The sequence below is a fragment of the Vibrio vulnificus CMCP6 genome (assembly GCF_000039765.1).
GTDB lineage: Bacteria > Pseudomonadota > Gammaproteobacteria > Enterobacterales > Vibrionaceae > Vibrio > Vibrio vulnificus_B.
Genome location: NC_004459.3, coordinates 2,419,960 through 2,446,578, shown reverse-complemented (window position 1 = coordinate 2,446,578; position 26,619 = coordinate 2,419,960). Strand labels below are relative to the sequence as shown.

The 26,619-nt window shown below is 45.1% G+C and carries 23 protein-coding genes and 2 pseudogenes; 9 read left to right on the top strand and 16 right to left on the bottom strand.

What is annotated here, in order from left to right; genetic code table 11:
* Window positions 1-96: 96 nt before the first annotated feature.
* The 7 genes and pseudogenes from VV1_RS11365 to VV1_RS11335 all read right to left on the bottom strand — a co-directional run bounded on the left by VV1_RS11365 (window position 97) and on the right by VV1_RS11335 (window position 5,993).
* On the bottom strand, window positions 97-522 hold the full coding sequence (locus VV1_RS11365; protein WP_043920981.1) for a hypothetical protein: 426 nt from the start codon (window positions 520-522) through the stop codon (window positions 97-99).
* Between the two features lie 154 nt (window positions 523-676).
* Window positions 677-1,430, bottom strand: a pseudogene (locus tag VV1_RS25385) (hypothetical protein).
* 1,129 nt (window positions 1,431-2,559) lie between these two features.
* Window positions 2,560-2,744: pseudogene (locus VV1_RS25090) on the bottom strand (hypothetical protein).
* A 119-nt stretch (window positions 2,745-2,863) separates the two neighbouring features.
* On the bottom strand, window positions 2,864-3,502 hold the full coding sequence (locus VV1_RS11350; protein WP_011080272.1) for a DJ-1/PfpI family protein: 639 nt from the start codon (window positions 3,500-3,502) through the stop codon (window positions 2,864-2,866).
* Window positions 3,503-3,657: 155 nt separating this feature from the next.
* Window positions 3,658-4,113 carry a hypothetical protein gene (locus VV1_RS11345; RefSeq protein ID WP_043921097.1) on the bottom strand — a complete coding sequence of 152 codons (456 nt, stop codon included), beginning with the start codon at window positions 4,111-4,113 and terminating at the stop codon, window positions 3,658-3,660.
* Window positions 4,114-4,868: 755 nt separating this feature from the next.
* Window positions 4,869-5,090, bottom strand: a complete 222-nt coding sequence (locus VV1_RS11340; RefSeq protein ID WP_043920980.1) for a VF530 family protein — start codon at window positions 5,088-5,090, stop codon at window positions 4,869-4,871.
* Window positions 5,091-5,342: 252 nt separating this feature from the next.
* Window positions 5,343-5,993: a phosphatidylinositol kinase gene (locus VV1_RS11335; RefSeq protein WP_133295515.1), complete on the bottom strand. Its 651-nt coding sequence runs from the start codon at window positions 5,991-5,993 to the stop codon at window positions 5,343-5,345.
* A gap of 248 nt (window positions 5,994-6,241) precedes the next feature.
* Here VV1_RS11335 and VV1_RS24825 point away from each other — a divergent pair, with 248 nt between their 5' ends.
* Window positions 6,242-6,535, top strand: a complete 294-nt coding sequence (locus VV1_RS24825) for a hypothetical protein (protein WP_011080268.1) — start codon at window positions 6,242-6,244, stop codon at window positions 6,533-6,535.
* 225 nt (window positions 6,536-6,760) lie between these two features.
* On the opposite strand, the gene VV1_RS11325 is transcribed toward VV1_RS24825, so the two are convergent.
* Window positions 6,761-6,985: a hypothetical protein gene (locus VV1_RS11325; protein ID WP_024701874.1), complete on the bottom strand. Its 225-nt coding sequence runs from the start codon at window positions 6,983-6,985 to the stop codon at window positions 6,761-6,763.
* A 317-nt stretch (window positions 6,986-7,302) separates the two neighbouring features.
* Here VV1_RS11325 and VV1_RS11320 point away from each other — a divergent pair, with 317 nt between their 5' ends.
* A complete protein-coding gene (locus VV1_RS11320; RefSeq protein WP_011080266.1) occupies window positions 7,303-8,265 on the top strand; it encodes an integron integrase in 963 nt (320 codons plus the stop codon).
* 57 nt (window positions 8,266-8,322) lie between these two features.
* On the opposite strand, the gene rplT is transcribed toward VV1_RS11320, so the two are convergent.
* From rplT to thrS, 4 genes are all read right to left on the bottom strand, one after another.
* Window positions 8,323-8,676, bottom strand: coding sequence for a 50S ribosomal protein L20 (gene rplT, locus VV1_RS11315; protein ID WP_004727974.1), 354 nt, complete (start codon window positions 8,674-8,676; stop codon window positions 8,323-8,325).
* Between the two features lie 41 nt (window positions 8,677-8,717).
* Window positions 8,718-8,912 carry a 50S ribosomal protein L35 gene (rpmI, locus tag VV1_RS11310; RefSeq protein ID WP_011080265.1) on the bottom strand — a complete coding sequence of 65 codons (195 nt, stop codon included), beginning with the start codon at window positions 8,910-8,912 and terminating at the stop codon, window positions 8,718-8,720.
* Window positions 8,913-9,015: 103 nt separating this feature from the next.
* A complete protein-coding gene (gene infC, locus VV1_RS11305; protein WP_072604784.1) occupies window positions 9,016-9,567 on the bottom strand; it encodes a translation initiation factor IF-3 in 552 nt (183 codons plus the stop codon).
* Window positions 9,568-9,570: 3 nt separating this feature from the next.
* Entirely contained in the window at window positions 9,571-11,499 is a 1,929-nt protein-coding gene (gene thrS, locus VV1_RS11300) for a threonine--tRNA ligase (RefSeq protein ID WP_011080263.1), read from the bottom strand.
* Between the two features lie 337 nt (window positions 11,500-11,836).
* On the opposite strand from thrS, the gene VV1_RS11295 reads away from it, so the two are divergent.
* Window positions 11,837-12,820, top strand: a complete 984-nt coding sequence (locus tag VV1_RS11295; protein ID WP_011080262.1) for a DUF3187 family protein — start codon at window positions 11,837-11,839, stop codon at window positions 12,818-12,820.
* Window positions 12,821-12,837: 17 nt separating this feature from the next.
* Here the strand turns inward: VV1_RS11295 and VV1_RS11290 are convergent, their stop codons facing one another.
* Entirely contained in the window at window positions 12,838-13,581 is a 744-nt protein-coding gene (locus VV1_RS11290; protein ID WP_011080261.1) for a sporulation protein, read from the bottom strand.
* 193 nt (window positions 13,582-13,774) lie between these two features.
* On the opposite strand from VV1_RS11290, the gene hutC reads away from it, so the two are divergent.
* The 6 genes from hutC to VV1_RS11260 all read left to right on the top strand — a co-directional run bounded on the left by hutC (window position 13,775) and on the right by VV1_RS11260 (window position 21,045).
* Window positions 13,775-14,482 carry a histidine utilization transcriptional repressor HutC gene (gene hutC, locus VV1_RS11285; protein ID WP_011080260.1) on the top strand — a complete coding sequence of 236 codons (708 nt, stop codon included), beginning with the start codon at window positions 13,775-13,777 and terminating at the stop codon, window positions 14,480-14,482.
* Window positions 14,483-14,602: 120 nt separating this feature from the next.
* Window positions 14,603-15,823, top strand: coding sequence for an imidazolonepropionase (hutI, locus tag VV1_RS11280; protein ID WP_011080259.1), 1,221 nt, complete (start codon window positions 14,603-14,605; stop codon window positions 15,821-15,823).
* On the top strand, window positions 15,816-16,826 hold the full coding sequence (hutG, locus tag VV1_RS11275; protein ID WP_011080258.1) for a formimidoylglutamase: 1,011 nt from the start codon (window positions 15,816-15,818) through the stop codon (window positions 16,824-16,826). The genes hutI and hutG overlap by 8 nt, the downstream gene beginning before the upstream one ends.
* A gap of 62 nt (window positions 16,827-16,888) precedes the next feature.
* A complete protein-coding gene (gene hutU, locus VV1_RS11270; RefSeq protein WP_011080257.1) occupies window positions 16,889-18,586 on the top strand; it encodes a urocanate hydratase in 1,698 nt (565 codons plus the stop codon).
* Between the two features lie 5 nt (window positions 18,587-18,591).
* Window positions 18,592-20,133: a histidine ammonia-lyase gene (hutH, locus tag VV1_RS11265; protein WP_011080256.1), complete on the top strand. Its 1,542-nt coding sequence runs from the start codon at window positions 18,592-18,594 to the stop codon at window positions 20,131-20,133.
* Window positions 20,134-20,319: 186 nt separating this feature from the next.
* The gene (locus VV1_RS11260) at window positions 20,320-21,045 is read left to right on the top strand and encodes a DUF3581 domain-containing protein (RefSeq protein ID WP_011080255.1); all 726 of its coding nucleotides are present in this window, start codon (window positions 20,320-20,322) and stop codon (window positions 21,043-21,045) included.
* 106 nt (window positions 21,046-21,151) lie between these two features.
* Here VV1_RS11260 and VV1_RS11255 read toward each other — a convergent pair whose 3' ends face one another.
* From VV1_RS11255 to ydiJ, 3 genes are all read right to left on the bottom strand, one after another.
* The gene (locus tag VV1_RS11255; protein ID WP_224638851.1) at window positions 21,152-22,678 is read right to left on the bottom strand and encodes a S1 family peptidase; all 1,527 of its coding nucleotides are present in this window, start codon (window positions 22,676-22,678) and stop codon (window positions 21,152-21,154) included.
* Window positions 22,679-22,954: 276 nt separating this feature from the next.
* Complete coding sequence (locus VV1_RS11250; RefSeq protein ID WP_011080253.1) at window positions 22,955-23,416, bottom strand: methyltransferase family protein; 462 nt, start codon at window positions 23,414-23,416, stop codon at window positions 22,955-22,957.
* A gap of 72 nt (window positions 23,417-23,488) precedes the next feature.
* Window positions 23,489-26,533, bottom strand: a complete 3,045-nt coding sequence (ydiJ, locus tag VV1_RS11245; RefSeq protein WP_011080252.1) for a D-2-hydroxyglutarate dehydrogenase YdiJ — start codon at window positions 26,531-26,533, stop codon at window positions 23,489-23,491.
* Between the last annotated feature and the right edge of the window lie 86 nt (window positions 26,534-26,619).

Genomic DNA, 26,619 nt, shown 5'->3' with positions numbered 1-26,619 from the left:
GGCACGCAATACAAAAGTGACCGCATTACACCTTAATCACTAAACTTACCGCAAATTAAAAATGCCACGCGTGCCAAGTCCCTCTTAAACGCTTTGTTATGCGTTGCAGCTAACATCGACACTTTGCTTCATTTGACTACCAATTGCCAACAAGCAACCGGACAAAATGACAAGCTCAGCCATATGAGCCAAAAACGAAATAGATCTACTCACTAAACCTCTGTCGATAAAGGGTAACAATACTTCAGCAATAACTGCCGTTGATACCATCATATACCCTACGAATTTTTGCCATTTTCTAAGCGCCCCAGCTAATTGGTGAAATGCTAGTAAATAGAACACTGAAAAAATTGGGAGCACAAACCAGGTGATGATCTCTAAACCTGTAACCAGGAAGTGATTTTCATTACCTAGCACGCCAATCAGAATGGGTAGAACAAAGTTAAGTGACGAATAGGCGATCGGGTACAACACAATGCCCAAACCTAAGAATTTTGAAGCTTTAACAACTCTACTTTCCACTTGTACACCTTACTCAAGTTTTAAGGACGCATAACGCTGCGTTAAGGGGTGAATGCCGCATAAACCAACTTCCCGCAGACCACTTTCATCACCCAAACTCACCGTATACCAAAAATGCCACGCGGCATGAATCCCGCTTGAACGCCTTGTTATGTTACGGAGCTACTAGTGATAGCGCAAACTCTCGCATATGACGTGCATTATCAGCAGTTTCGGCATTGCCACAAGCCTGTCCATAATATTTGATATCCGGTGATGAATAGGCTGGCAACTGCTTCTCTGCATAAGTCATTACCGTCCCCGCTTCATGACACAATGCCCCAAATGCATATGGCTTAATTTGCTTGTGATGCTCTTTTAGAAGCTGCCCTTTTAACCAATGTATTGCTGTGTTGTCGTGCCATGCCCAAGCCAGATGCCCCAACTCATGCTCAAGTACATGAAGTTCTGCATCAGAAGATAGAACCAAAAAACTGCGACTAAAATTTACATGAGCAGTTCCTGCACTGTCTTTTGCAAAAGGAAAGTCTTTAGGAAGAACTAGAACATAATAACTTCCAACTTTTTGCATTGGCTCAAGAACCGAGCTACCAACATTTAGGAGTAACTGTTGATGTAACTTACCACTGTCTTGACTTTTTAAAACTGGTCAAATCAAGTTTGGTGATTCCTGAAAGGGTCCTTCTAATTGGAATGCAAGAGTTCTCTAGAACAAGGTTTGAATAGTCAATAAACTCTTCAATTCGTGCCTCACTAATGGAGTCATCTGTGAAAAAATGCACTGGCGTATCAATTTTAGGGACGGAATCACACATGGGGAGCGATAACTCCTCACCACCTCGTTTACCGACAAAAAATAGAGCGGTTACACCGAGTAAACAACCGCCAACTAACAACTTTTTATTCATTCAATTACTCGTAAAGTGCAGTAACATAACGCCGCGTTAAGGGGTGCAGGCACGCAATACAAAAGCTACCGCACAGTGCCGTAACCACCGAACTCAACGCAAACTGAAAATGCCACGCGTGCCAAATCCCTCTTAAACGCTTTGTTATGCGCGCAGCTTTACTAATCCTTTTTATATTTTGACTCTTGGTACAACCAAGTAAACCAAAATACAAATGGTAGAACTATTGCTATAAAAACTATGGTCATGGACTGCTCGGAGATAAAGCCTTCAATCGAAGCATTGTCTTGAGTAGCGAAGTAAAACACTGCACGAACTAAGGAAACGATCAGTAGGAACGAGATAGTGTTACTAGCGACGTATCTAGCAAATCCTTTCTCCCTATTTTTAGCCCATCGTTCTTGTTGATCTATACTCATGCATCGTACCCCAATTTATAAAAAGAACATGGTAACTTTTGGTCTGAGCACAATCATGAATACTTTGAGTATTTTCGACCAAGTTAATAAAGATTTGAATAGCGCATAACGCTGCGTTAAGGGGTGAATGCCGCTTAAACCAGCTTTCTGCAAACCACTTTCACCACCAAAAACCACCGCATACCAAAAATGCCACGCGGCATGAATCCCACTTGAACGCCTTGTTATGCTTAAGCTTCAATGGGTTACGTTTTAATAGAACCAAGATTAACTCGACCTTGATTTACAAACAAAAGACAAAACGTAGAAAACCGAAATGACTCATAGTTTTAAAAATCGGACTTTGAAATTTGGCGACTAAAACTCAAAAAGCCAAGTTCAAATTTCTGATTGAGCCAACTGCCCTAACCTCGCGCTTACGCGAAAACTGATTGAGGCAATTCTCTGAATTTCCAGCGCCAAAGAATAAGTGTCCAGAAAACAGCGCCCACTGAAACCAACTTGCCGACAAACACAAAACTGAAAAGCCGAGGGAACAAAGAAAAACCATAAACCACTGATAAACGCTTTGTTATGCTTAAGCTTCAATGGCTTACGTTTTGATAAAACCAAGATTAACTCGACTTTGATTCACAAACAAAAGCCAAAACCTAAAAACGGAAATGACTCATGATTTTGAAAATCAGACATTGAAATTTGGCCGCTAATACTCAAAAACCTAAGATTAAATTGCTGATTGAGCCTGCCACCCTAACCTCGCGCTTACCTAAAAATTGATTGAGGCAATTCTCTGAATTTTCAGCGCCAAAGAATAACTGTCCGAAAATAGCGCCCACTTAAGCCAACTTGCCGACGAGCACAAAACCAAAAAGCTGAGGGAACAAAGAAAAACCATAACCCACTGATTTTAATTGATTAAGCATAACGCCGCGTTAAGGTGTGAGTAACGCCATGCCGGAGCCTCTGCATTGCGCCTTAAACACTAAAACTAACGCACAGTATAAATGCCACGCGTTACGAGTCACTCTTAAACGCTTTGTTATGCGAGCTTGCCAACTCAGCTGATTGGATAGTTGTAGAAATAAGCTCTTCGAATAGCTCTAACTGTCCAGCTGGGATCAACTGATTTTGAATGCTTTTTCGTTTATTTGAGTCAAACAGCCGCTCGGCTAACCAACCTATTAGATACATCAGTGAAAGACAGCCTCCGGCAGTAGCTATGTTTCCCTCTACAACAAGAGGTTGGTCCTGAACGTCCCCTCCCATGCTTTGTAGAACAGCCTTAGCATCTGGATTTGTCGTCAATGGCTTGCCTTTAAGTAAACCGAGTTCATGAAGGATGAATGACCCCGCACAAATTGAACCAATTAGCTGTTTATTTGGGTCAAGATTCAACGCTGACATAAATTTAGTATCGTTTATTGCCGCTGGAATACCACGTTTACCACTGGTAATGAGAATGACATCTTGATTCGTCACCTCTGAAACAGGTCCGTCCGTTTTGACTTTCATACCTAGGTGGGAAGTGTGTTCAGATTTAGTTCCCAGCACGCTAACCGTCCAACTATCAGTTGTTCGACCAAGCAAGTCATACATAAGAAAGAAGTCTACATCTGTAAAATCATCAAACAAAACAATGCCGACTTTATACATAATATTTTTATCCTTATCGCTGCACTCATGAATCGCATAACGCCGCGTTAAGTGGTGAGCAACGCTACCACCCTACCTAAACCATTGTGCCGTAATCACTAAATTCAAAGCAAACCGAAAATGCCAAGCGTTGGGAATCCGTCTTAAACGCTTTGTTAAATGCACAGTTTCGATGCACTTTCAGTGTTCTCATCGTACTCCCAAAGCTCGACATCATTTGGGATTAAGTGCTTATAAGTACGGACATAATATTGAGCTAAAGTCTCGTTCCTCTTTGTACTGAAATCACGAAGGACAAACATAATTTTTCTGAAACCGACTGGAGCTGTATAAAAGTAATACATTGCTTCATTCCAAACAGTCAATTTCGCACTAGGAACATTACCACCTGTTGTCCATTTATGAGCCTTACACTCGACAATGATCTTTTGATCAATACAACCGAGATCGAACGCATGTTGTTTCTTCAAGTTTGAAATGCCGACTTCAACTTTCAGATTGGGAACAAGTTCTATGCCTTGGCTCAGAAAAAATTTTGATGCTGCAGATTCGAACTCACGACCTACATGAGCATTAGATTTTGAGCCTATTCTCTGAAACGGTTTATCCATAACTTCCTCGTGCATTTAACGCCCTGCTAAGGGGTGAACAACGCAATACCGAAGCCGCTGCATACCACCTTAATCACTAAAATCAACGCATAGTAAAAATGCCACGCGTTGTGAATCCCTCTTGAGCAGTTTGTTAGTTTGCAGACCCAAAAGGTTGATTTTACGTTATTTTAAACTTTGCGAGCAAAACTTTATGTGCTTTGACGCACTTAAGTCAGGCGTAGTCTAAAAGCGGCTAGTCAATGAAACCACGTGGAACAAACAACGACGCAGAAAACGAACTCACAACACCAAAAAGCGCTTTTGGAAAACCAACCTCATAATGCGGACTTTCAACAAAGTCACTGAAACCAAGTGAACTTACCACACCAGAGAAAACGCCATTTCAGCGAATAAATCGGCTTTTGTACCAACAAACTCAACGAGCAGAGTTTCAGCAAAAAAGTTCGACTCAATTAACCCCAAAGTCGCCGCACCAAAGAACAAATCAACCGTTGATGCGATGCCAATTTTGGATTTTTACCACGCTAATTAACACTGAAATTGAACGCCGATACGACAACTTCAACTTTGAGCTTTTACCACTAGATATTGAGATATGGCTGCGTTTTTCCGCTTGCAAACTAACGCCGCGTTAAGGGGTGAATGCCGCCTAAACCAACTTTCTGCAAACCACTTTCACCACCAAAATTCACTGCATACCAAAAATGCCACGCGGCATGAATCCCACTTGAACGCCTTGTTATGCAAATGTTCTAACGGCAAAACGTATCTATATACAAAGCCTCAACCTTGTCTCTCGCCCACTGTGTGCGACACAAAAACTTAAGAGAAGATTTGATTGATGGATTGCTGTAAAAACAGTTAATTTGAATTTCTCTGTCTAACCCTTCCCAACCATAGTGCTCTTGTAAACGAACAAGGATTTTCTCTAAGGTTAATCCATGTAAAGGGTTGTTTGGTTGCTCTTGGCTCATCGCTTGGATCCTAATAATACCGCTTAGTTTGGTCGCAGTTTACCAGAATGCTGTAGGCAGTTAGCCAATTTATTTTCGCCAATAGCCTAGACCTAAGCACTGGAAAATCAGCTGATTTGAGTATTTGCATAACGCTGCGTTAAGGGGTGAGTGCCGCATAAACCAACCTTCCGCAAGCCACTTTCACTACCAAAACTGACCGCATGCCAAAAATGCCACGCGGCATGAATCCCTCTTGAACGCCTTGTTAGGTTAATCTGTTACGACGATTTTGATTCGATTGTTCTCTTCTAACGGAATAACAAGTTCGTTACCACTGAAGTCTGATTCTCGATAATGTTCTAAAAACAACTCATGGAACCTTTCTACTGCGTCATGAATAGCACCAACATCTGCTTTTATGCCAAACGTATAATCGACCTCTTTCCCCATTAAGGACTCTAAGTCATCATACTGTAGCCCTTGCACGTTCCCTTCATCATCTTTCAGTAGCGAGAATTCGTGAGAGTCATAGTCGCTCTTATTATGTACAAGGCTATTACGTAGCTTAATTAACTCGACTAATAGTGCATATACTTTGTGCTCGGCATTTAGCTTGAATTTATATTTCGTCAAGATTGGCACTATATTGATGAGTTTTCCTTTAAAGTTCATTGACATTAGCCCCGGAAGCATCTGCTTCGAGTTATCACCAAACTCATCATCAAAGTGCTCAATTAAATGATCATTCAAGGAGCATTCTAGTGCTGCTGCCAATGTCAGAATAAATGGGACTGTTAGGATATTTGCTTTATGAGAATCATCAAAAAACCAACCCATATCACTACGAAGAGCCAGCAAAAGTTTTAAGTAAGTATTGTATCGATTCTGAAATGTCCGGACCGTAACCTTATCAGTTTTCATCATATCCTCATTGATTAACCTAACGCCCTGTTAAGGGGTGAGCAACGCAATACAAAAGCCGCTGCATGCTACCTTAACCACTAAAACCAACGCATAGTGAAAATGCCACGCGTTGCGAATCCCTCTTGAACAGTTTGTTAGTTTGCAAACCCAAAGTGTTGATTTTACGTTATTTTAAACTTTGCAAACAACAAACCATACGCACCTTGACGCACTCAAGTCAGGCGTAGTCTCAAAGCGGCTACTCAATGAAACCACGTGGAACAAACAACGCCGCAGAAAACGAACTCACAACACCAAAAAGCGCTTTTGGAAAACCAATCTCACAATGCGGACTTTCAACAAAGCCACTGAAACCACGTGAACTTGCCACACCAGAGAAAACGTCATTTCAGCGAGTAAATCTGCTTTTGCACCAACAAACTCACAGAGCAGAGTTTCAAGCAAAAAAGTTCGACTCAATGGCCCCAAAACTCACAACACCAAAGAACAAATTTACTCTTGAAACGATGCCAATTTTGGATTTTTACCACGCTAATTAACACTGAAATTGAACGCCAATACGACAATTTCAACTTTGAGCCTTTACACTAGATCTTGCGATATGGTTGCGTTTTTCCTCTTGCAAACTAACGCCCGCTTAAGGGGCAGCCAACGCTACTACCAACTTTCTGCATAACACCGTAACCACAAAAACCAACGCATAGTAAAAATGCCACGCGTTGGCTGTCCCTCTTGAAGCGTTTGTTATGTGATGCTGTTCGAGACTATGATATGAAGACACTAACCACCCAATCAGGCAGTCCGAATAAAAATGACCAACCGCCCAAAATAGCTGCTATTGGTGAAGTAATCGGGAACAACGCCAATGCAAACATTGCAAAACCGCCAATTTTTACTGCAACCCAAAGCCAATAGACCCAACCTAGTGGCAATAGAAGCCACATACTCATAATGACCCAACTAAAAAGTGTTGAAATAACATTTCCCATACGCTAACCACCTGTCTTTGTTGCAAAATATAAGCATATACTTATTTTAATTATTGTATTCTGAGTTGTGTCACTATTGGGAAGTCACATAACGCTCTCTATACACCAACATGTTGTACTAATCGTGCACGCTACCGCCAATCTTTATGTCAAAGACTTCAAGAATGCTATCACACAACCATATGAAACAAATATCAATTTTGAATGAAAGTGCGTGCTAATAGTCTCAATTAGGCATTTAGATGTAGCTTAATTTTACAACTAGCCTAACTTTAAAAGGCTGTATATATACACATATAAAAACACAAAGGTTAGGAATGAAAAATCAGTTTATTTTAAGTGTTCAAGATCATATGCGAACTCGACACTATGCCACAAAAACGATTCAGGCTTACATCAGTTGGATTAAACAGTACATCTATTTCCATAGGATGGCACATCCGTCTACATTGAATGAGAAACATGTTGAAGAATTTTTAACCCACCTCGCTGTTGAACAAAAAGTTGCCGCAAAGACACAAGCACTTGCATTAAACTCCGTTCTATTTCTCTATCGGGAATATTTCAGAACACCGCTTAATAATGAAATTAAGTTTCAGAAGTCTCTACTCGATAGAAAATTGCCAGTTGTGTTGACCAAGCCAGAGCTTCGTGCATTTATTCAACATATAGATCCAAGATATAAACTTCATATTATGCTGTTATATGGCTCTGGATTAAGAGTTATGGAGTGCGTTCGTCTTAGAATCCAGGATGTTGATTACCATTATGGAGCACTAAGAGTTTGGCAAGGCAAGGGAGGGAAAAACCGCACTGTTACACTCGCTAAGGAGTTATATCCCCTCTTGAAAGAGCAAGAGGCATTAGCACTACGTTATTATCAAAAAGACAGAATTACTGCGGGTTACGCCGGCGTTTGGTTATCGTCTTCTCTGCAAAGAAAATACCAAGGAGCCGAAATGGATTTCAACTGGCACTATTTATTCCCATCCGATAGGTTATCAAGAGATCCAGAGTCCGATTTACTCAGAAGACATCACATCAACGAGCAAGCTCTTCAAAGGGCCGTAAAGAGAGCGGCAAAAGATGCTGGAATTACCAAGTCCATAAGTTGCCACACGCTGAGACATAGCTTTGCAACACACTTACTTGAGTCCGGCGCCGATATTAGAACCGTACAAGAACAGCTAGGCCATTCTGACGTTAAAACCACCCAGATATACACTCATGTATTAGAAAGAGGTGCGGGCGGAGTCCTAAGCCCTCTATCTAAGCTTTAGTTTCAGAATACAAAAAAGGAGAGCCTAAGCTCTCCTTTCTCTTAACCTAAACTCTAATTAAAGAGCTGCTTTCGCTTTTTCAACTAGAACTGCAAATGCAGCTTTGTCGAATACAGCGATATCCGCAAGGATCTTACGATCGATCTCGATAGATGCTTTCTTAAGACCGTTGATGAAACGGCTGTAAGATAGACCATTTTGACGAGATGCCGCGTTGATACGTGCAATCCACAGTTGACGGAATTGACGTTTCTTAGCGCGACGGTCACGGTAAGCGTATTGACCAGCTTTAGTAACTGCTTGGAAAGCTACGCGGTAAACACGTGAACGTGCACCGTAGTAACCTTTAGCTTGTTTTAAAACTTTCTTATGACGTGCACGAGCTTGTACACCACGTTTTACGCGAGGCATTATGTCTCTCCTAAACTAAACGATTATGAAACTAAAAAGAATTAAGCGTATGGAAGCATACGAGCAACTGCTGCTACTTCACATCTTGGAAGTAGAGAGTTTGGACGTAGCTGACGCTTGTTCTTAGTAGTACGCTTAGTCAGAATGTGACGTTTAGTAGCGTGCTTGTACTTAATACCACCAGCAGTTTTCTTGAAACGCTTAGCAGCACCTTTGTTGTTTTTCATCTTAGGCATGATGAATAACTCCGCATTGTAGTAGTTTAATAACAACGTAATTAGGGCGAATTAAACCCAGCCGCCTTTCAACGGCTGGGTTTAATTACTTGTAAGCCGTTAATTACTTCTTTTTAGGGGCCAACACCATGATCATCTGACGACCTTCAATCTTCGTTGGGAAAGATTCAACAACGGCATGTTCCACTGTATCCACTTTCAAACGTTCAAGAACGTCGACACCGATCTCTTGGTGAGCCATCTCACGGCCACGGAAGCGAATTGTTACCTTCACTTTGTTGCCTTCTTCAAGGAAACGGATCAGGTTGCGTAGTTTTACCTGATAGTCTCCGATATCAGTTCCAGGTCGGAATTTTAGTTCCTTGATCTGAATCTGTTTTTGCTTTTTCTTCTGCTCTTTCGTAGCTTTGCTCTTCTCGAAGAGGAACTTGCCATAGTCCATCACACGACAAACTGGTGGCTCGGCGTTAGGGCTGATCTCTACGAGATCCATACCAGCTTCTTCTGCTGCAGCAAGTGCTTCTTGGATCGAAACGATACCTACAGATTCACCGTCAGCGCCTGTTAAACGAACTTCACGAACGCCACGAATTTCACCGTTTAAACGGTGCTGGTTTTGTTTGACCGGAACTTGGCCACGTCTTCCGCCTTTAATAGTTTATTCCTCCAGATTGAGCTTACGGCTAGCGATTTGATCTTGGATGTAAGAAACAAAGTCATCCACTTTAAATTTACCCAAATCGTTACCTTTACGTGTACGTACTGCGATTTCTCCGGCTTCCATCTCTTGGTCGCCACAAACCAACATAAACGGCACACGCTTCAAAGTGTGTTCGCGGATTTTAAAGCCAATCTTCTCATTTCTCAAGTCCGCTTTCGCTCTAATTCCACATTTTTGTAGTTTCTGGGCGATTTCCTGAACATAATCAGCCTGTTTGTCAGTGATGTTCATGATAACAGCCTGCTCTGGTGCCAACCAAGTTGGGAAGAAACCAGCATATTCTTCAATTAGAATACCGATGAAACGCTCAAGAGAACCCAAAATGGCACGGTGAATCATCACTGGCACTAAACGCTCATTGTTTTCACCAACATAAGTCGCACCTAAGCGATTTGGTAGGTTGAAGTCGAGCTGAACGGTACCACACTGCCACGCACGACCTAGGCAGTCGAATAGTGTAAATTCAATCTTAGGACCGTAGAATGCGCCCTCGCCTTCTTGGATCTCGTATGCGATATCCATAGATTCTAGGGCCTGCTTTAGCGCTTCCTCAGATTGATCCCAAATTTCATCGCTACCTACACGCTGTTCAGGACGTGTAGACAGTTTCACCGCGATGTTATCAAAACCAAATGTTTGGTACGTGTCGTAAACCATCTTGATACAGTTGGTCACTTCATCTTGGATTTGGCTTTCTGTACAGAAGATGTGTGCATCATCCTGAGTAAAGCCGCGAACACGCATGATACCGTGTAGCGCACCAGATGGCTCGTTACGGTGACAAGAGCCAAACTCAGCCATACGTAGCGGTAGATCGCGGTACGATTTTAGACCTTGGTTAAAGATCTGCACGTGACCAGGACAGTTCATTGGCTTGATAGCGTATTCACGGTTCTCTGAAGAAGTGGTGAACATCGCATCTGCGTATTTATCCCAGTGGCCAGAGCGTTCCCAAAGTACACGGTCCATCATTAATGGGCCTTTTACTTCTTGATAGCCATATTCCGTGAGCTTCTCACGAATAAAGACTTCAAGATCGCGGAATACAGACCAACCATTGTGATGCCAGAACACCATACCAGGTGCTTCTTGCTGCATATGGAACAAATCGAGCTGTTTACCGATTTTACGATGGTCACGTTTTGCTGCTTCTTCTAGACGAGTCAGATGATCTTTCAGCGCTTTCTTATCGTGGAAAGCGGTACCATAGATACGTTGAAGCATCTTGTTGTCACTATTACCACGCCAGTACGCGCCAGCCACGTTCAACAAAGTAAAGTGCTGACAGAAGCTCATGTTAGGCACGTGTGGGCCACGACACATGTCGATGTATTCTTCGTGATGGTAAAGACCTGGGCGATCGTCACGTGATACGTTTTCATCCAAGATTTCCATCTTGTATGTTTCACCACGAGCTTCAAATGCGTCACGCGCTTCCTGCCAGCTTACTTTTTTCTTGATAACCTGATATTTGGTTTTCGCTAGAGCTTTCATGCGCGCTTCAATCTTTTCCAGATCTTCTTGCGTCAATGACTCTTCCAAATCGATATCGTAGTAAAAACCATTATCAATGGTTGGGCCGATAGCCATTTTGGCATTTGGATAAAGTTGCTTCAGTGCGTGACCAAGTAGGTGAGCACAAGAGTGGCGAACAATTTCTAGACCATCAACTTCATCTTTCGTAGTGATGATCTCTAAACTTGCATCTTCTTCGATTAAATCGCATGCATCAACACGTTGGCCATTCACACGACCAGCAATGGTTGCTTTCGCAAGACCAGGGCCGATAGATAGCGCAACATCCATCGTTGATACAGGGTTATCAAATTGACGTTGACTGCCGTCAGGAAGAGTAATAATAGGCATTTTGATTCCTTTACAGTGGTGTTGCACACCAAGCAACACGTGTTCAGTAATTATGCTTTGAAAATCAATGTATTAATAATCAAACATAAGTGAATTTGGATAATTTGGTACAGATTTTGGTACAAATACGGATGTACCAGCCTCTGAAGCGACACATTGTAAACGATTAGACCTAAATCACAATGATTAAAAAATTTTTCTTGTCAGCAACTACACGATTTGTAAGCAGAATTGTTTTTTCCTCCCAAGGAGGAAGCCCCCTTGCCTCTTGCACAACTCAATTCGCGCAGTAATCTAATAAAAAACAATGAGATTATTTCAGTAAGATCATATAGATATGAATAAGACTATTCTTTCTTTATCATTGAGCGGAGCTATATTACTTACCATTAGCGGTGATATCTACGCCGATGACTTATATGGACCAACGCGGAGTTACGCGCAATCACCGATGCAGTCAAACGCGTTAAGCAATGTTTTGAGAAATGCACGTTCATTGCCTGATGACTCGATAGAAGCTTACACCTCTCTCACTGCAGCAAGCGTTTGGGCGGAAACCAATGATTACATGCTGGATTACTATCACAATCAATTGGAAATCGGCACGAGATGGCAAGTTAACGAACAGTGGCAATGGGAGCTGAACTATCGCTGGACGTTTGCTGCGGACAACCATTTAGATAACCTTACGATTGCGTTCCATGATTTTTTTGGTATCGGGCAAAATGGCAGAGACACCGTCGATAAACACCGCTTTTATATCTCCATGCCGGAATACGGTGTTCATGAAGAGGGATTTGAAGGGGAAACGCTCAGCAGCGCCATATCCACTTATGTGCAATATCAACTCTATCAAGATCAACACCACGCCTTATCTGTGGGAGGGAGCCTCTATTACAACGATGTAAACAGTGGGCCTTTCGAAGGCAGTAGTTTTGAACAAGGTTTACAACTCAATTACGGTTACCAAAAGGAGCAACACGCAATTTACGCAATGTTTGGTATGACCCATCGCAACAAAGAAGTCTCAATTGCAGACATCCCCTACCGTAAAGACACACTCGCTTTTGCGACCGGATACCGTTATGCCTTTACTCGCCAGCATCACATTCTCGCGGAATACCATATCTATCAGGGGGCGACTGAAGGGCCTGATGATTTTTCAGACCCATCAAATGAGTTTGTGTTGGGCTATCGTTATGTGATGGACAGTTCAGCGCTCGAAGTTTTGATGATAGAAAACGCCAGAAATATGGACAACAGTACCGATATCGCGTTTACATTTGGATATCGCTATCTCTTCAAATCGCGCGCTGATTAAGTACATATCACGAACGGTTAGGCACTTAATACTGGCGCGATGGCTTGCGCGATTTGCGAGTCCGTTGCATTTAATGGCAGAGTGAATGAGCGGTACTGATCCCCAGCTAAACTGAGCGAACGATCAATTTCCGCTAAGCAATGCACCACACCACCCTCCAGAATAAAAGATAACTCAATCTCTTTGCTGCCTAGGAAGCCATTGCTACGAAACTCGAGCTCTTGATAACAACCAGAGCGCGACGCAAAATTTTGCCCTCGAAGAAAACCTTTCTCTACATCCGCTTTCACCATGTTAAAACCGGCGCTAGTGATTGCGGCAATCACTTTTTGTATCACTGGCAAAGGTTTAACATCAATAAAGTCTCGGTCTCTCGGGTCTATTGCAAACTCAATGTCTAATGAAGTTTCCAGCCAAACATGACATTGGTTTTTCAATGCGTTCACCGCAGTGACTGGCGTTTCATCGTGAAGTTTTAATTCAAACGCCACGCTTTTTTGCTCGCCCGCTTGAATGACAAACGGCTCTACGGCTTGAATTTTATCGATGGTGAAGGTTTGGTAGCTCACACCGCTATCCGATTCAACTTTGACCTCCGTGTTGAGCTTGACCGTAATCGCGTCGATTTTCTGCTCAACATCACCGCCTTGAATATGCACCTGACCTTTTAGAGTTTGCCCTTGCTGCACACTCATTTCATCAAGAATTGTATCGACCTTCGCCGCCCCTATACCCAAAGACGCTTTTAACTTCTTAAACATACCTTTCCTTTCTATCTCTGTATTATTTCAGTCGTTTTTGTTATCTGATTCTGTTTACACAACCCCACTCAAACCTGCAAGCAAATTAGCTCACCTCGCTCGTAACAATGTGTTTCACCACAAAATGCGGCGATGAAGTTGCTTTTTCAACGTTAATTACGCACTATTTGTATAGTCAATTAGAGGAAAGATTATGCCATCACCGCTGTATATTCAGATCAAACAGTTCATTGAAACAAAAATCGACAGTGGCGAGTGGCACATCGGCTTTAAGATCGCAACTGAGCTAGAGCTGACCGAGCAATTTGGCGTCAGCCGCATGACCGTCAATAAAGCCATTCGCGATTTGGTCAATGAGGGGAAATTGCAAAGGCGACCACGTTTAGGCACGTTTGTCTGTGATAAACCAGAAAAGGCAGAATCTCCACTGCTCGATGTCCGTAACATTGCCGAAGAAGTGGTCAATCGTGGCAAGACGCATCACAGCAAAGTCATTCAACAGTTGGTCCTCAAAGCGGATGATACGATTGCAACCAAACTCGGTGTAATGCTAGGAACCAAAGTGTTCTACAGTGAAATTATTCACTACGAGGATAAGGAGCCTATCCAGCTCGAGTTGCGCTGGGTTAACAGCCTCTATGCACCCCGCTATTTGCAACAAGATTTCACCCAAATGACCCCCAATCAGTATCTTTCTGAGAACTGCCCTTTGAGTGCGATGGAACATACGGTTGAAGCCATCATGCCCGATACCCGTATTCGCCAAGAGCTCAACATGAAAGTCAATGAACCTTGTCTGCTGCTCAACCGTCGTACTTGGAGTGAAGACAAACTCGTCAGCACCGCACTGCTGTATCATCCGGGTAATCGCTACAAGCTGAGCTCTAAGATTTTGTTGTAATTTAGAGTATCACACTTCGATTTGATCACATTTCAGCAACATTCACCTTGTCACAACGGTTATTTTCTCCTATTTATTTGTATATACATTTAGTCAATACAAATCATTGGAACCTTAATCATGGATCTGTTGCTTACCAACGCACGCCTTGTCACTTTGCAATCAGGGGAAATGGGTTATCAACCCAGCACGCCGATGTCGATTGGCATTAAGGCGGGGAAGATCCATTATCTAGGCATTGACACGGCACTGGCTGCTACTAAGCAAATTGATCTAAAAGGTAAGCTGGTTACTCCCGGCCTTATCGACTGCCACACACATCTTGTTTACGCGGGTAATCGGTCCAACGAATTTGAAATGCGATTGCAGGGCGTTCCCTATCAAGAAATCGCTCGCCAAGGCGGGGGCATTCTTTCTACCGTTTACGCGACACGCCAAGCCAGTGAAGCGCAGTTACTCGAACAAACGCTACCACGTCTTGATGGCTTGCTTGCCAGTGGCGTCACTTCGGTTGAAGTCAAATCGGGTTATGGATTGACACTGGTTGATGAAATCAAAATGCTGCGAGTGGCAAAGTCCTTATCACAGCATCGATTGGTGAAGGTCACACCAACACTGTTGGCCGCCCATGCCCTCCCCCCTGAATTTACTGGCCGTGCGAACGACTACATCGAGTTTATTTGCCAAGAGATCATCCCACTGGTGGCCGAAGAACAGTTAGCCACCAGCGTCGATGTATTTTGTGAGTCAATTGGGTTTGATTTGGCACAAACAGAAAGAGTCTATGCGTGTGCTGTCGAGCACGGGCTGCGTATCAAAGGGCACACAGAGCAACTGTCAAATTTGGGCGGAACCGCTTTAACTGCTCGTTATCAGGGGCTTTCTGCTGACCATATTGAATTTCTTGATCCAGCAGGCGTCGAAGCACTTGCCCGTTCATCGACCGTCGCGACTCTATTGCCTGGGGCGTTCTATTTTCTGCGTGAAACTCAATTGCCGCCGATTGAACTATTGCGTCAGTTTGGTGTGCCCATGGCCATTGCCAGCGATGTTAACCCCGGCACCTCACCATTTTGTGATTTAACTTTAATGATGAACATGGCTTGTACCCTCTTTCGTTTAACGCCAGAAGAAGCTTTACGTGGCGTCACTCAAAATGCGGCGCAAGCATTGGGCTATGCGGAGAGTCGAGGGCAAATCAAAACAGGTTATGAAGCGGATCTCGCCATCTGGCAGATCGAGCATCCCGCCGATCTCAGTTATCAAGTCGGAACTCAGCGTCTCTTTGCAAGAGTCGTTGATGGTCAATTCGAGCAACACAAGGAGTGTTGTGATGAGTAAACATTTTTTTCTTCATAATGAATTTCATTGGCAAGGTCGCCACGATGCGGAAGACGGTGCCGCGGGTTCGCGTGTTCATCATGTGGTGCAGCAGATTGATTATACCCATATCGGTGAAAATCCTTATGGTGTCGCACTGCTTGGCTTCGCCTGTGATGCGGGCGTGGCGCGCAATAAAGGCCGCATTGGCGCAAAGAAATCACCGGACTTGATCCGCCGAGCTTTAGCTAACTTAGCGTGGCATTCACCACATCCGCTCTACGACTTGGGCACCGTTGTGTGCGATGACGACCTGCTGGAATCAAGCCAGCAGCACTGCGCCAAAATGATTGCCGAAGTTCTTCCGAGTGTTCCTGTCATTACCCTAGGGGGTGGCCACGAAGTGGCATGGGCGTCCTTTTCTGGTTTGGCGCGTTATTTTGAACAGCATCATCCAGAAAAAGCACCCAAAATTGGCATCATCAATTTCGACGCGCATTTCGACTTACGCGCTTTTTCAAGTTCACAAGCCGATATCAAGCCAAGCTCGGGCACGCCTTTCAATCAAATACAGCACTATTGCCAGCAACAAGGTTGGGATTTTCATTACGCTTGCCTAGGTGTGAGTAAGGCAAGCAACACACGCGCCTTGTTTGAGCGCGCCGAGCAACTCAACGTGTGGTTTGTTGAAGACAAAGATCTTGGCTCGGTCAACCACGACTACCATCTTACCCAGTTGCAGCATTTTATCGACGACTGCGACTACCTCTATTTGACCATTGACTTGGACGTTTTCCCTGCGGCCACCGCGCCAGGCGTAAGCGCCCCTGCGGCAAGAGGGGTCAGTTACGACAACTTAGCGCCCTTTCTTGATCGTATCCTCGCGCACCGAGACAAATTAATGTTGGCCGACATTGCCGAATACAACCCGACTTATGACGTCGACAGCCAAACAGCGCGGCTAGCGGCCAGATTGTGCTGGGACATTGCCAACGCCATGAACGACAAACTCGAACATCAATAAACAGAACAACAATCAGGTGAACCGATGAGTTCACCGCTACGTGAAATTAAAGGAGTCTTACAATGACACAGAGCCAAGGACAAGATCCTCGCCTAGACACCAGCCGAACCATTCGCGCCCCTCATGGCACCACGCTAAGAGCCAAGTCATGGTTGACCGAAGCGCCATTGCGCATGCTGATGAATAATTTGGATCCTGATGTGGCTGAGCATCCGCACGCCTTAGTGGTGTATGGCGGCATTGGGCGTGCTGCACGCAATTGGGCATGCTTCGACAAGATTGTTGAAGTGCTTGAGCGTCTGGAAGACGACCAAACTTTGTTGGTTCAATCAGGTAAACCTGTGGGTGTCTTCCCTACGCATAAAAATGCACCACGCGTGCTGATCGCCAACTCTAACCTGGTTCCACACTGGGCAAACTGGGAACACTTCAATGAGCTCGATAAACAAGGCTTGATGATGTATGGCCAAATGACCGCGGGCAGCTGGATCTACATCGGCTCTCAAGGCATCGTACAGGGTACCTACGAAACCTTCGTCGCTGTTGCAAAAAAACACTTCGCCGGTGAAGCAAAAGGTCGTTGGGTACTCACTGGTGGTCTTGGTGGCATGGGCGGCGCACAGCCACTTGCTGCAACCATGGCTGGCTTCTCGATGATTGCCGTTGAATGTGATGAATCGCGTATCGATTATCGCCTACGTACGGGTTATGTCGATAAGAAAGCGACCACCCTAGAGGAAGCGTTGGCCATCGTCAAAGAATCCGACACGCCTGTCTCTGTTGGCTTACTGGGTAACGCCGCCGATGTGTTCGCAGAATTGGTGGAGCGCAACATCACGCCCGATGTCGTCACCGATCAAACCTCGGCACATGACCCGTTGAATGGCTACTTACCGCAAGGCTGGAGTATGGCCTACGCAGCGGAAATGCGTCAGCAAGACGAGAGCACTGTCGTCAAAGCCGCAAAACAGTCCATGGCGGTTCAAGTCAAAGCCATGCTTGAACTGCAAAGTCGTGGAGCCGCCACGCTCGATTACGGCAACAACATTCGTCAAATGGCGCTAGAAGAAGGGGTCGAGAATGCATTTGATTTCCCGGGCTTTGTGCCAGCATATATTCGACCTTTGTTCTGCGAAGGCATTGGCCCTTTCCGCTGGGCGGCGCTGTCGGGCGATCCTGAGGACATTTACAAAACAGACCAAAAAGTGAAAGAGCTGATTCCTGACAATCCTCATCTGCACAATTGGTTAGACATGGCACGCGAGCGAATTCAATTCCAAGGTTTACCCGCACGTATTTGCTGGGTGGGTCTGAAAGATCGCGAACGCCTAGGCCAGGCATTTAATGAAATGGTGAAAAATGGCGAACTAAAAGCGCCGATCGTGATTGGTCGTGATCATCTAGATTCGGGTTCCGTCGCCAGCCCAAACCGTGAAACGGAAGGCATGATGGACGGTTCAGACGCGGTTTCTGACTGGCCACTGCTCAATGCCCTCCTCAATACCGCCGGTGGTGCGACTTGGGTATCACTCCATCATGGTGGTGGTGTAGGCATGGGCTTCTCGCAACACTCTGGAATGGTAATTTGCTGTGACGGAACAGAAGATGCGTCAGCGCGTATTGCCCGAGTGCTGCATAACGATCCTGCAACGGGAGTGATGCGCCACGCCGATGCGGGTTACGACATCGCCAAACAGTGCGCAGCGCAGCAAGGTCTTGACCTGCCGATGCTGAACGAAGAATTGAGCAAGTTGAAGTAAGGAATATGGATATGTTAAATCTCACGCTAAAGCCCGGTTGTCTTAGCTTAAATCAACTGCGTCAAGTCAGTCGTTCCCCGATCAATCTTTCTCTTGATGCGTCCGCGATTCCAGCCATTGAAGAGAGCACTCAAGTGGTTGAACGAGTCATCGCCGAGGATCGCACCGTTTACGGCATTAATACTGGGTTTGGCTTATTGGCCAATACACGCATCGCCCCAGAAGATCTTGAAACACTGCAACGCAGTATCGTCCTTTCTCACGCAGCGGGTATCGGCGAGTTCATGGCAGATGAAACGGTACGTCTGATGATGGTGCTCAAAATCAATAGCCTATCCCGTGGTTATTCCGGTATTCGTCTCAACGTCATTCAAATGCTGATCGATTTGGTCAACGCGCAAGTTTATCCTTGTGTACCACAAAAAGGCTCGGTTGGGGCATCGGGCGACTTGGCCCCACTGGCTCATATGAGCACAGTGTTACTGGGTGAAGGGCAAGCGCGTCACAACGGCAAAATTATCTCAGGCCTAGAAGCACTCAAAATTGCTGGCCTTGAACCGATCACGCTTGCACCAAAAGAAGGTCTGGCACTACTGAATGGCACACAGGCCTCGACGGCTTTCGCGTTGGAAGGTCTGTTTATCGCTGAAGACCTCTTCGCATCCGCCACCGTCTGCGGCGCAATGTCAGTCGAAGCTGCGTTAGGGAGTCGCCGTCCTTTTGACCCGCGTATTCACCGCGTGCGCGGACACCGTAGCCAAATGGATTCGGCGATGGCCTATCGTCATCTACTGGACACCAGTAGTGAAATTGGCCAGTCACACAGCAACTGTGAAAAGGTGCAAGACCCTTATTCGTTGCGTTGCCAGCCGCAAGTGATGGGCGCATGTCTGCAGCAGATCCGTAACTCAGCTGAGATCTTGTTGGTTGAGTCGAACTCGGTTTCCGACAATCCCCTCGTATTTGCTGAAGATGACGACATCATTTCTGGTGGTAACTTCCACGCGGAGCCTGTTGCTATGGCAGCAGACAACCTTGCTCTCGCGATTGCAGAAATCGGTAGCCTCTCAGAGCGCCGCATGGCATTGCTGATTGATAGCGCACTCTCTAAGCTGCCACCATTTTTGGTCGATAACGGCGGAGTCAACTCTGGTTTTATGATTGCGCAAGTGACCTCAGCGGCGTTGGCAAGTGAAAACAAAACTCTTGCACACCCGGCATCCGTGGATAGCTTACCAACGTCAGCGAACCAAGAAGATCATGTGTCCATGGCCACCTTTGCCGCCCGTCGTTTACGTGAAATGGGTGAAAACACACGTGGCATCTTAGCGGTAGAGTATCTCTCAGCGGCGCAAGGACTGGATTTCCGTGCACCACATAAATCCTCACCTCGCATAGAACAAGCAAAGCAGATGCTACGAGAGAAAGTCAGTTTCTATGATAAAGACCGTTACTTTGCACCGGATATTGAAAAGGCCAACTCACTGCTAAAGCTGGCCATGCACAACGTGCTGATGCCAGAAGCGCTGTTACCGAGTGTTCTCTAATCACGGATAAGCAAACCATAACCACAAGAGGGCATAACTTGCCCTCTTGCTTCTTGTTTCCAGATGTAAACCGTTCACTTTGCACCCAAATCTGTGAGCAAATATTGAACTTTCACACTGGATGGACCATTGAATCTATTCTCATAGCGTATAATCAGCCACAGTTTTGGCTATATCATACGACATATGTTTCTAACACCTTATTTTTCAAGCAATAACCATCAATTTCAGTTCACTCGCGAGCAAGCAAGCCACTTTGCAAAAAAAGTCGCGGGAGACTATAACCCAATCCATGATGAAGACAGCAAGCGCTTCTGCGTACCTGGCGATCTTTTGTTTGCCGTACTGCTCAGCAAAGAAGGCGTCAGCCAAAAAATGCGTTTCGACTTTTCTGGCATGGTCAACGATGGTGTGGCTCTTCACATTGAAAATAAGTGTGCAAAAGAGAGTGCCGTACTTGATGCTGCAGGTAAAGAGTATCTGCACATGAGCCGCGAAGGCGACGTGAATCGCGATGCGGCTTTCATTGAGCACGTGGTGACCAACTATGTTCAATTCTCAGGCATGAACTTCCCACACATCATGGTGCCTCTAATGGAAGAGCAGCAGATGATGATCAATTGCCAGCGTCCTCTGGTGATTTACGAAAGCATGGAAGTCGAATTTGAACGTCTGGATCTTTCTCACCCAGAGGTGGCATTTACCGGCGCCACCTTTGATGTCGATGGTAAACGTGGTGTTGTCACCCTTAACTTCGCGTTTAAAGAAGATGGCGAAGTAGTTGGACGAGGGATTAAACGCATGGTAGCCAGCGGCCTAAAGCCTTATGACCAAGATGCTGTTGATGACTTGGTTAACCGCTTTAACGAACGTAAAGAAGCCTTCTTGCAGCAGTTTGCGCAAGCAGCATAAGTGACTTAGCCAAGTAAACAAACAATACTAAGAACAAAAGGGAGCTTATTTAAAGCTCCCTTTCTCTTTAATACGAGATGGTCAAAACGTACACATTACTATTCTGTTAGTATTTTCGTCTTAAGAAACCCAACAAAGCAAATAACGATAACCAACCTAAGCTACCACCACTGCTTGAACCCGAACTTGAACTTTCTGCCGATGGTAAGATGAGTGATGAACTGTAGCGAATGGCATTTAAGAAACCGCGATCTGCCCCTTCACTTCCTAACTCATCTTTCACATATACCAATTCAATTACGTTTTTCTCGCGGGGTAACACGAATGAGACCGTCCCTTTTTGCTCTCCACTTACCGACAACTCTAGTCTGCCATTGACGAAAATCTTTAATTCATCAAATTTTTCTTCCGAAGAGACAGACATGTCCAAGGCCAGTTGTCCTTTTTCTATCCCTGAAATCGCAATACCTGAATGTTGATCCTTTTCTAAATTACCGGACATAATCCCTATCGCAGAAAAATCCCACTCGATACCCTGACTAAATACGGACAGTTGTTGCTTAGGAATTTGTCCCATGATCCAATCTGATATGAACGGGTCGGCCAATGGGTAAGATTGATAATGCACCGTCGATTTCACTTGGCCTATACCTTGGTTGCTATCCATTGTCACATCATAAGAAAAATCACCAGAGCCAAGAAGACTGTAGCTTGTAGTAATTTGGCACTCTGTTCCGATTGCAAGAGGCTGTTCGCAAGTATTATGAACAATTTGAGCACTTGACGTCGTGGAGAAGTTGGATAGCAATAACTCACTCTCGGTATTATTTCGGTAAGTTAACGTCGCACTCTGAATACCTGGTGAGACGATGCCCTCATAAACATGCTGATCGTAACTCAGGCCTTTTGTTTTATTGGCAATCCAATCAGCGTAATAACTGACATTGGCATACACACCGTACTTGCCTTTCTCCGCGCAACCATCACCCCAACTGACAATACCCAACTGTTTGTATTGGCCATTATCACTGACAACAATCGGGCCACCACTGTCACCTTGACATGAGTCTTTGCCGCCTTGAACCAGTCCCGCACAAAATGCCGTATCGGAAATCTTAGCGTAATCTCCTCCGACATTGCGGCATGTTTGCTGAGCAATCAGATTGACGTCAACTTGCTGTAACTGAGTTGCACCACGAAAGTTATCTGTTGGGTCTTGATCTCCCCATCCCATCACTGTCAAGTTAGTCCCAGCAGCCAATGAATTCCTAAAACTGGCTTCTACTAAGGCAACGGGAGCGCCTTCAAACTCTTCACTCAACTCTAAGATGGCGATGTCATTTCCCAGAGCAGCGTCAGCATACTCTTCATGAATATATACTTTACGCACTGAAAGACGTTGTTCACTCGTCGCTGCAGACAGATTCTGCTGGCCGATGATCACTTCAATGTCTTCACCCAAGGTTGCATCCAAACAGTGCGCAGCCGTCAGGACATATCTAGAGCCAATGAAACTGGCGCCACAAAATTGGCCTTTACCTCCGTTGTAACCCTTACTCACAACCGCCGCCATAAATGGCCACTTTTCGGCAGGTGCCGTAGCCCCACCAATAATTCGATTAGAGCGTTCCACAGAACTTTCCGAGCTATTCAATGAATCGAGAGCTAAAGCCTGGCTATTCGCGAAAGCCAATGTAGATATGATAGCGATAGAAAGTATTTTCCGACGATACATGATATTTCCTTACAACATGACGTTAATGATTATTGTTCTTAAAAATCAATAAATCATATATCAAACGCACCATTCATAAAGAGCAAACACCATCAAGATGGAATTCATTTCACAGATCAATATCACGCTTCTCAATATTCACAATCACTACATTAGAAACAGCTTTCTTTTATATTACATCCAGCGTCTAACTTTTTGTTTGTAAACTAAATAACGCTCACCGAACAATCCTTCTAACGCTCTTTCTTCGGGATAAATTTGAAAGCGGTTCATATAGGCAACAAATAAAGGGCAACCAGCAAAGGCCAACATATTCTCTAACCAAATCGCATAAGCGAGTAACAGTAGCAATAAAGCGAGGTACATGGGGTTGCGGGTATACGCAAAAATGCCATTAGATACCACTGTCGAAGCACTTTCTGGTTTGACCGGATTCACCGTTGTTTGCGCTTGACGAAACGCCAATACGCCGGCAATACCAATGACACCAGACAAGCCAAACAACACACCAGCGAACCATAATCGACCACTAAGTGAAAATGACCATGAGATGAAAAACTCACTCGTCAAATACATAAAAAATATGAGGATAAGAAATACGGCAACAGGGGGGATTTTTAACTCGAGTTTGTCCATTCTCAACTCCGGAGACCTTTACGGTCGCTGGTTCTTTTCACAAAAAAGCCCAGCATAACGCTGGGCTCACGGTCATCCATTCTGGCGACAGATGGAAAGCAGTGCTTGCACCGGATGGAGAGGTTGAACGCCTTCAAAGCGCTTCACTTGAGAGCGGCATGAGTAGCCAGTGATCAAGCAACGCTCTTTTGGTAATGTCTCCAAACTTGGCTGCCAGCTCAAGGCGTAGATATCTTTCGACATTTGTAGCTTGTCACTTTCGTGGCCAAACGTGCCAGCCATACCACAGCAACCAACTGGGACGGTATTAAGCTGAGCGCCAAAATGAGCAAAAATAGTGCCCCACTCTTTTTCCGCGTTCGGTAATTTCGTCTTTTCTGTACAATGCGCCAGCAAATACCAAGGCGGCTCCGCGCTGCCTTTGGTTACATCAAACTCCGCTAGACGAGGCAGTAACCACTCGTGCGCAGTGAGCACTTGAAAATCGCCTCGTTTGTCCCCTAAGATCTCTTGGTATTCATCACGATAGCAAAGCACCAATGCAGGATCGACACCAACCATAGGAATCGCTAAATCTGCCACCAGCTCTAGGAACTTCGCAGTATCACTCGCAGTTGCCGCAAAACGCTTTAAAAAGCCTTTGATGTGTTGCGCTTTACCATTGGGTTTGAACGGCAACAATATTGGCGTCTTACCTAAGCTTGTGACTAACGCAGCAAAATCTTCAACAACCTGTGCATCGTAATAGCTGGTAAAGGGATCTTGCACAATCAAGACGTGATCGCGTTTTTCATCACTTGAAAGCGCATTTAACTGTTGTAAATCAAACTCTTTAAGTGTTGCCAGTCGCTGCTTCAAGGTTGGGACCGACAATAAAGGTGTGTCCACGTAACCGACCGTTTTCTCCGTTAAGCTTTGCATCCACGACTGGCGAATCACACCATTAATCAAGCGTGGCGCTTTAGACATGATAGGTAACAAGGTTTCGATGTTCGCAACCAGATAATCCTTCGCCGGGCGTTGATAACGGCTGTGGTAGATGTTGAGAAAGCGCGAACGGAAGCTCGGCACATCCACTTTAATTGGGCATTGGCTGGCACACGCTTTACACGCCAAACAACCATTCATAGCCTCATACACTTCATGAGAGAAGTCGTACTCATGACGCTGATTAATTCGATTACGGACTCGATCAAGCATGTTCTTAATGGTCGGAGAACCCTGTAGGGTTTGAGCTTCCAAATCCAAAATATCAATGCCCTGCTCAGTCAACTGGCGCAACCATTCACGAACCAAACCTGCACGACCTTTTGGTGAATGGCGTCTGTCTGCCGTCACTTTCATCGAGGGACACATTGGCGAGCTTGTATCGTAGTTAAAACACAAGCCATTGCCATTACATTCCATCGCCTGTTTGAAGCTGTCGCGCACTTTTACGTCGATTTGGCGATCGTAAAAACCCCTTTTGGTATCAGAGACTTTGACGAGTTCTGCATCGCTACCAAGTGGTGTACAGATCTTACCTGGGTTCATTTTATTGTGAGGATCGAACGCCGCTTTAATGCGTCTTAGCTCGGTAAACAGCTCTTGACCAAAAAAGTCAGGGCCGTATTCTGAGCGAAAACCCTTACCATGCTCACCCCACATCAAACCGCCATATTTCGCAACCAGTTTGACAACGTCATCAGACACCTCATGCATGAGCAGTTCTTGTGTCGGGTCGCATAGATCAAGTGCAGGACGAACATGCAAAACCCCGGCGTCCACATGACCAAACATACCGTACTCGAGATTTTTACTGTCCAGCAATTGACGAAACTCAGCGATAAAATCGGCCAAATTTTCTGGTGGCACGCAGGTATCTTCCGCAAACGCGACCGGTTTGGCTCGTCCTTTCGCAGCACCAAGCAAGCCAACCGCTTTCTTACGCATGTTGTAGATACGCCCCAAGCTAGCCACGTCGTTACACACTTGATAGCCAATAATGCCAGCTTCACCGTGTTCTAGCATGCTATCGAGTTTGCTGGTCAGCGCGGCTACTTGCTCAGCGACTTCTAGCTCATTTTCACCTGCGTACTCCACCATGTTTAAACCGAGCATCTCCAGCCCGGGTACATCGGTAATCAAATCACTCACGCTGTGCCAAACAATGTCTTGCTTAGCGAGATTCAGGACTTTGGAATCGACGGTTTCAACAGACAGCGCTTTTGCCTCAACCATAAAGGGCGCATTACGTAGCGCAGCATCGAAACTGTTGTATTTTACATTTACGAGCGTGCGCGCTTTCGGAATTGGCGTAAGGTTGAGTTTGGCTTCAGTGATGAACGCCAGTGAACCCTCGGCGCCACAGAGTACCCGAGTAAAGTTAAACTCGCCGGTTTGCTCTTCAATTGCATTTTTTAAATCATAACCGGTTAGAAAGCGGTTCAATGGCGGGAATTTCGCTAAAATCTGCTGACGCTTTTCTCGACAAACGGCTTCCGTCGTTTGTAAAGCGTGGTATGCGTACTGACCTTCCTCAGGCAAGCCTTTTGAGAGGTCCGATTCGAGGACCGAACCATCGGCAAAAACCGCTTGCAGTGACAAAACATGATCAGAGGTTTTGCCATACTTCAGTGAACCTTGTCCTGAGGCATCGGTGTTAATCATACCTCCCAAGGTTGCACGGTTACTGGTAGAAAGATCCGGTGAAAAAAAGTAACCAAATGGTCTGACTGCATCGTTGAGTTGATCTTTCACTACCCCAGCCTGAACTCGAACCCAACCTTCTTGTTCATTGATCTCCAAGACTTTGTTCATATGGCGAGAGAGATCAACCACAACACCTTTGGTCAACGACTGCCCATTTGTCCCCGTACCACCGCCTCTGGGCGAAAATGTCACGCGCTCAAAGAGCGGATTTAGGCTAAGCTTGGCAATAAGTGCCACATCTTCCGTTGTTTTGGGTAAAAGCACCGCTTGAGGGAGTTGTTGGTATACACTGTTGTCGGTTGCCACCGCCAAGCGGCTCGCGTAGTGGGATTCAATATCACCGTTGAAACCAGCTTGCTCAAGTTCTTTGAGAAAACTCAGGACAACGGGATCAACATCCGATTGAGTATTAAGTCTTGGTAACATTTGCTTCCTGCCCCTACAACACTGATCCTATCAGCTACGGGTTTATGATTAGAGTTAGAAATTAATCTTTGAATTTCGTCACTTTA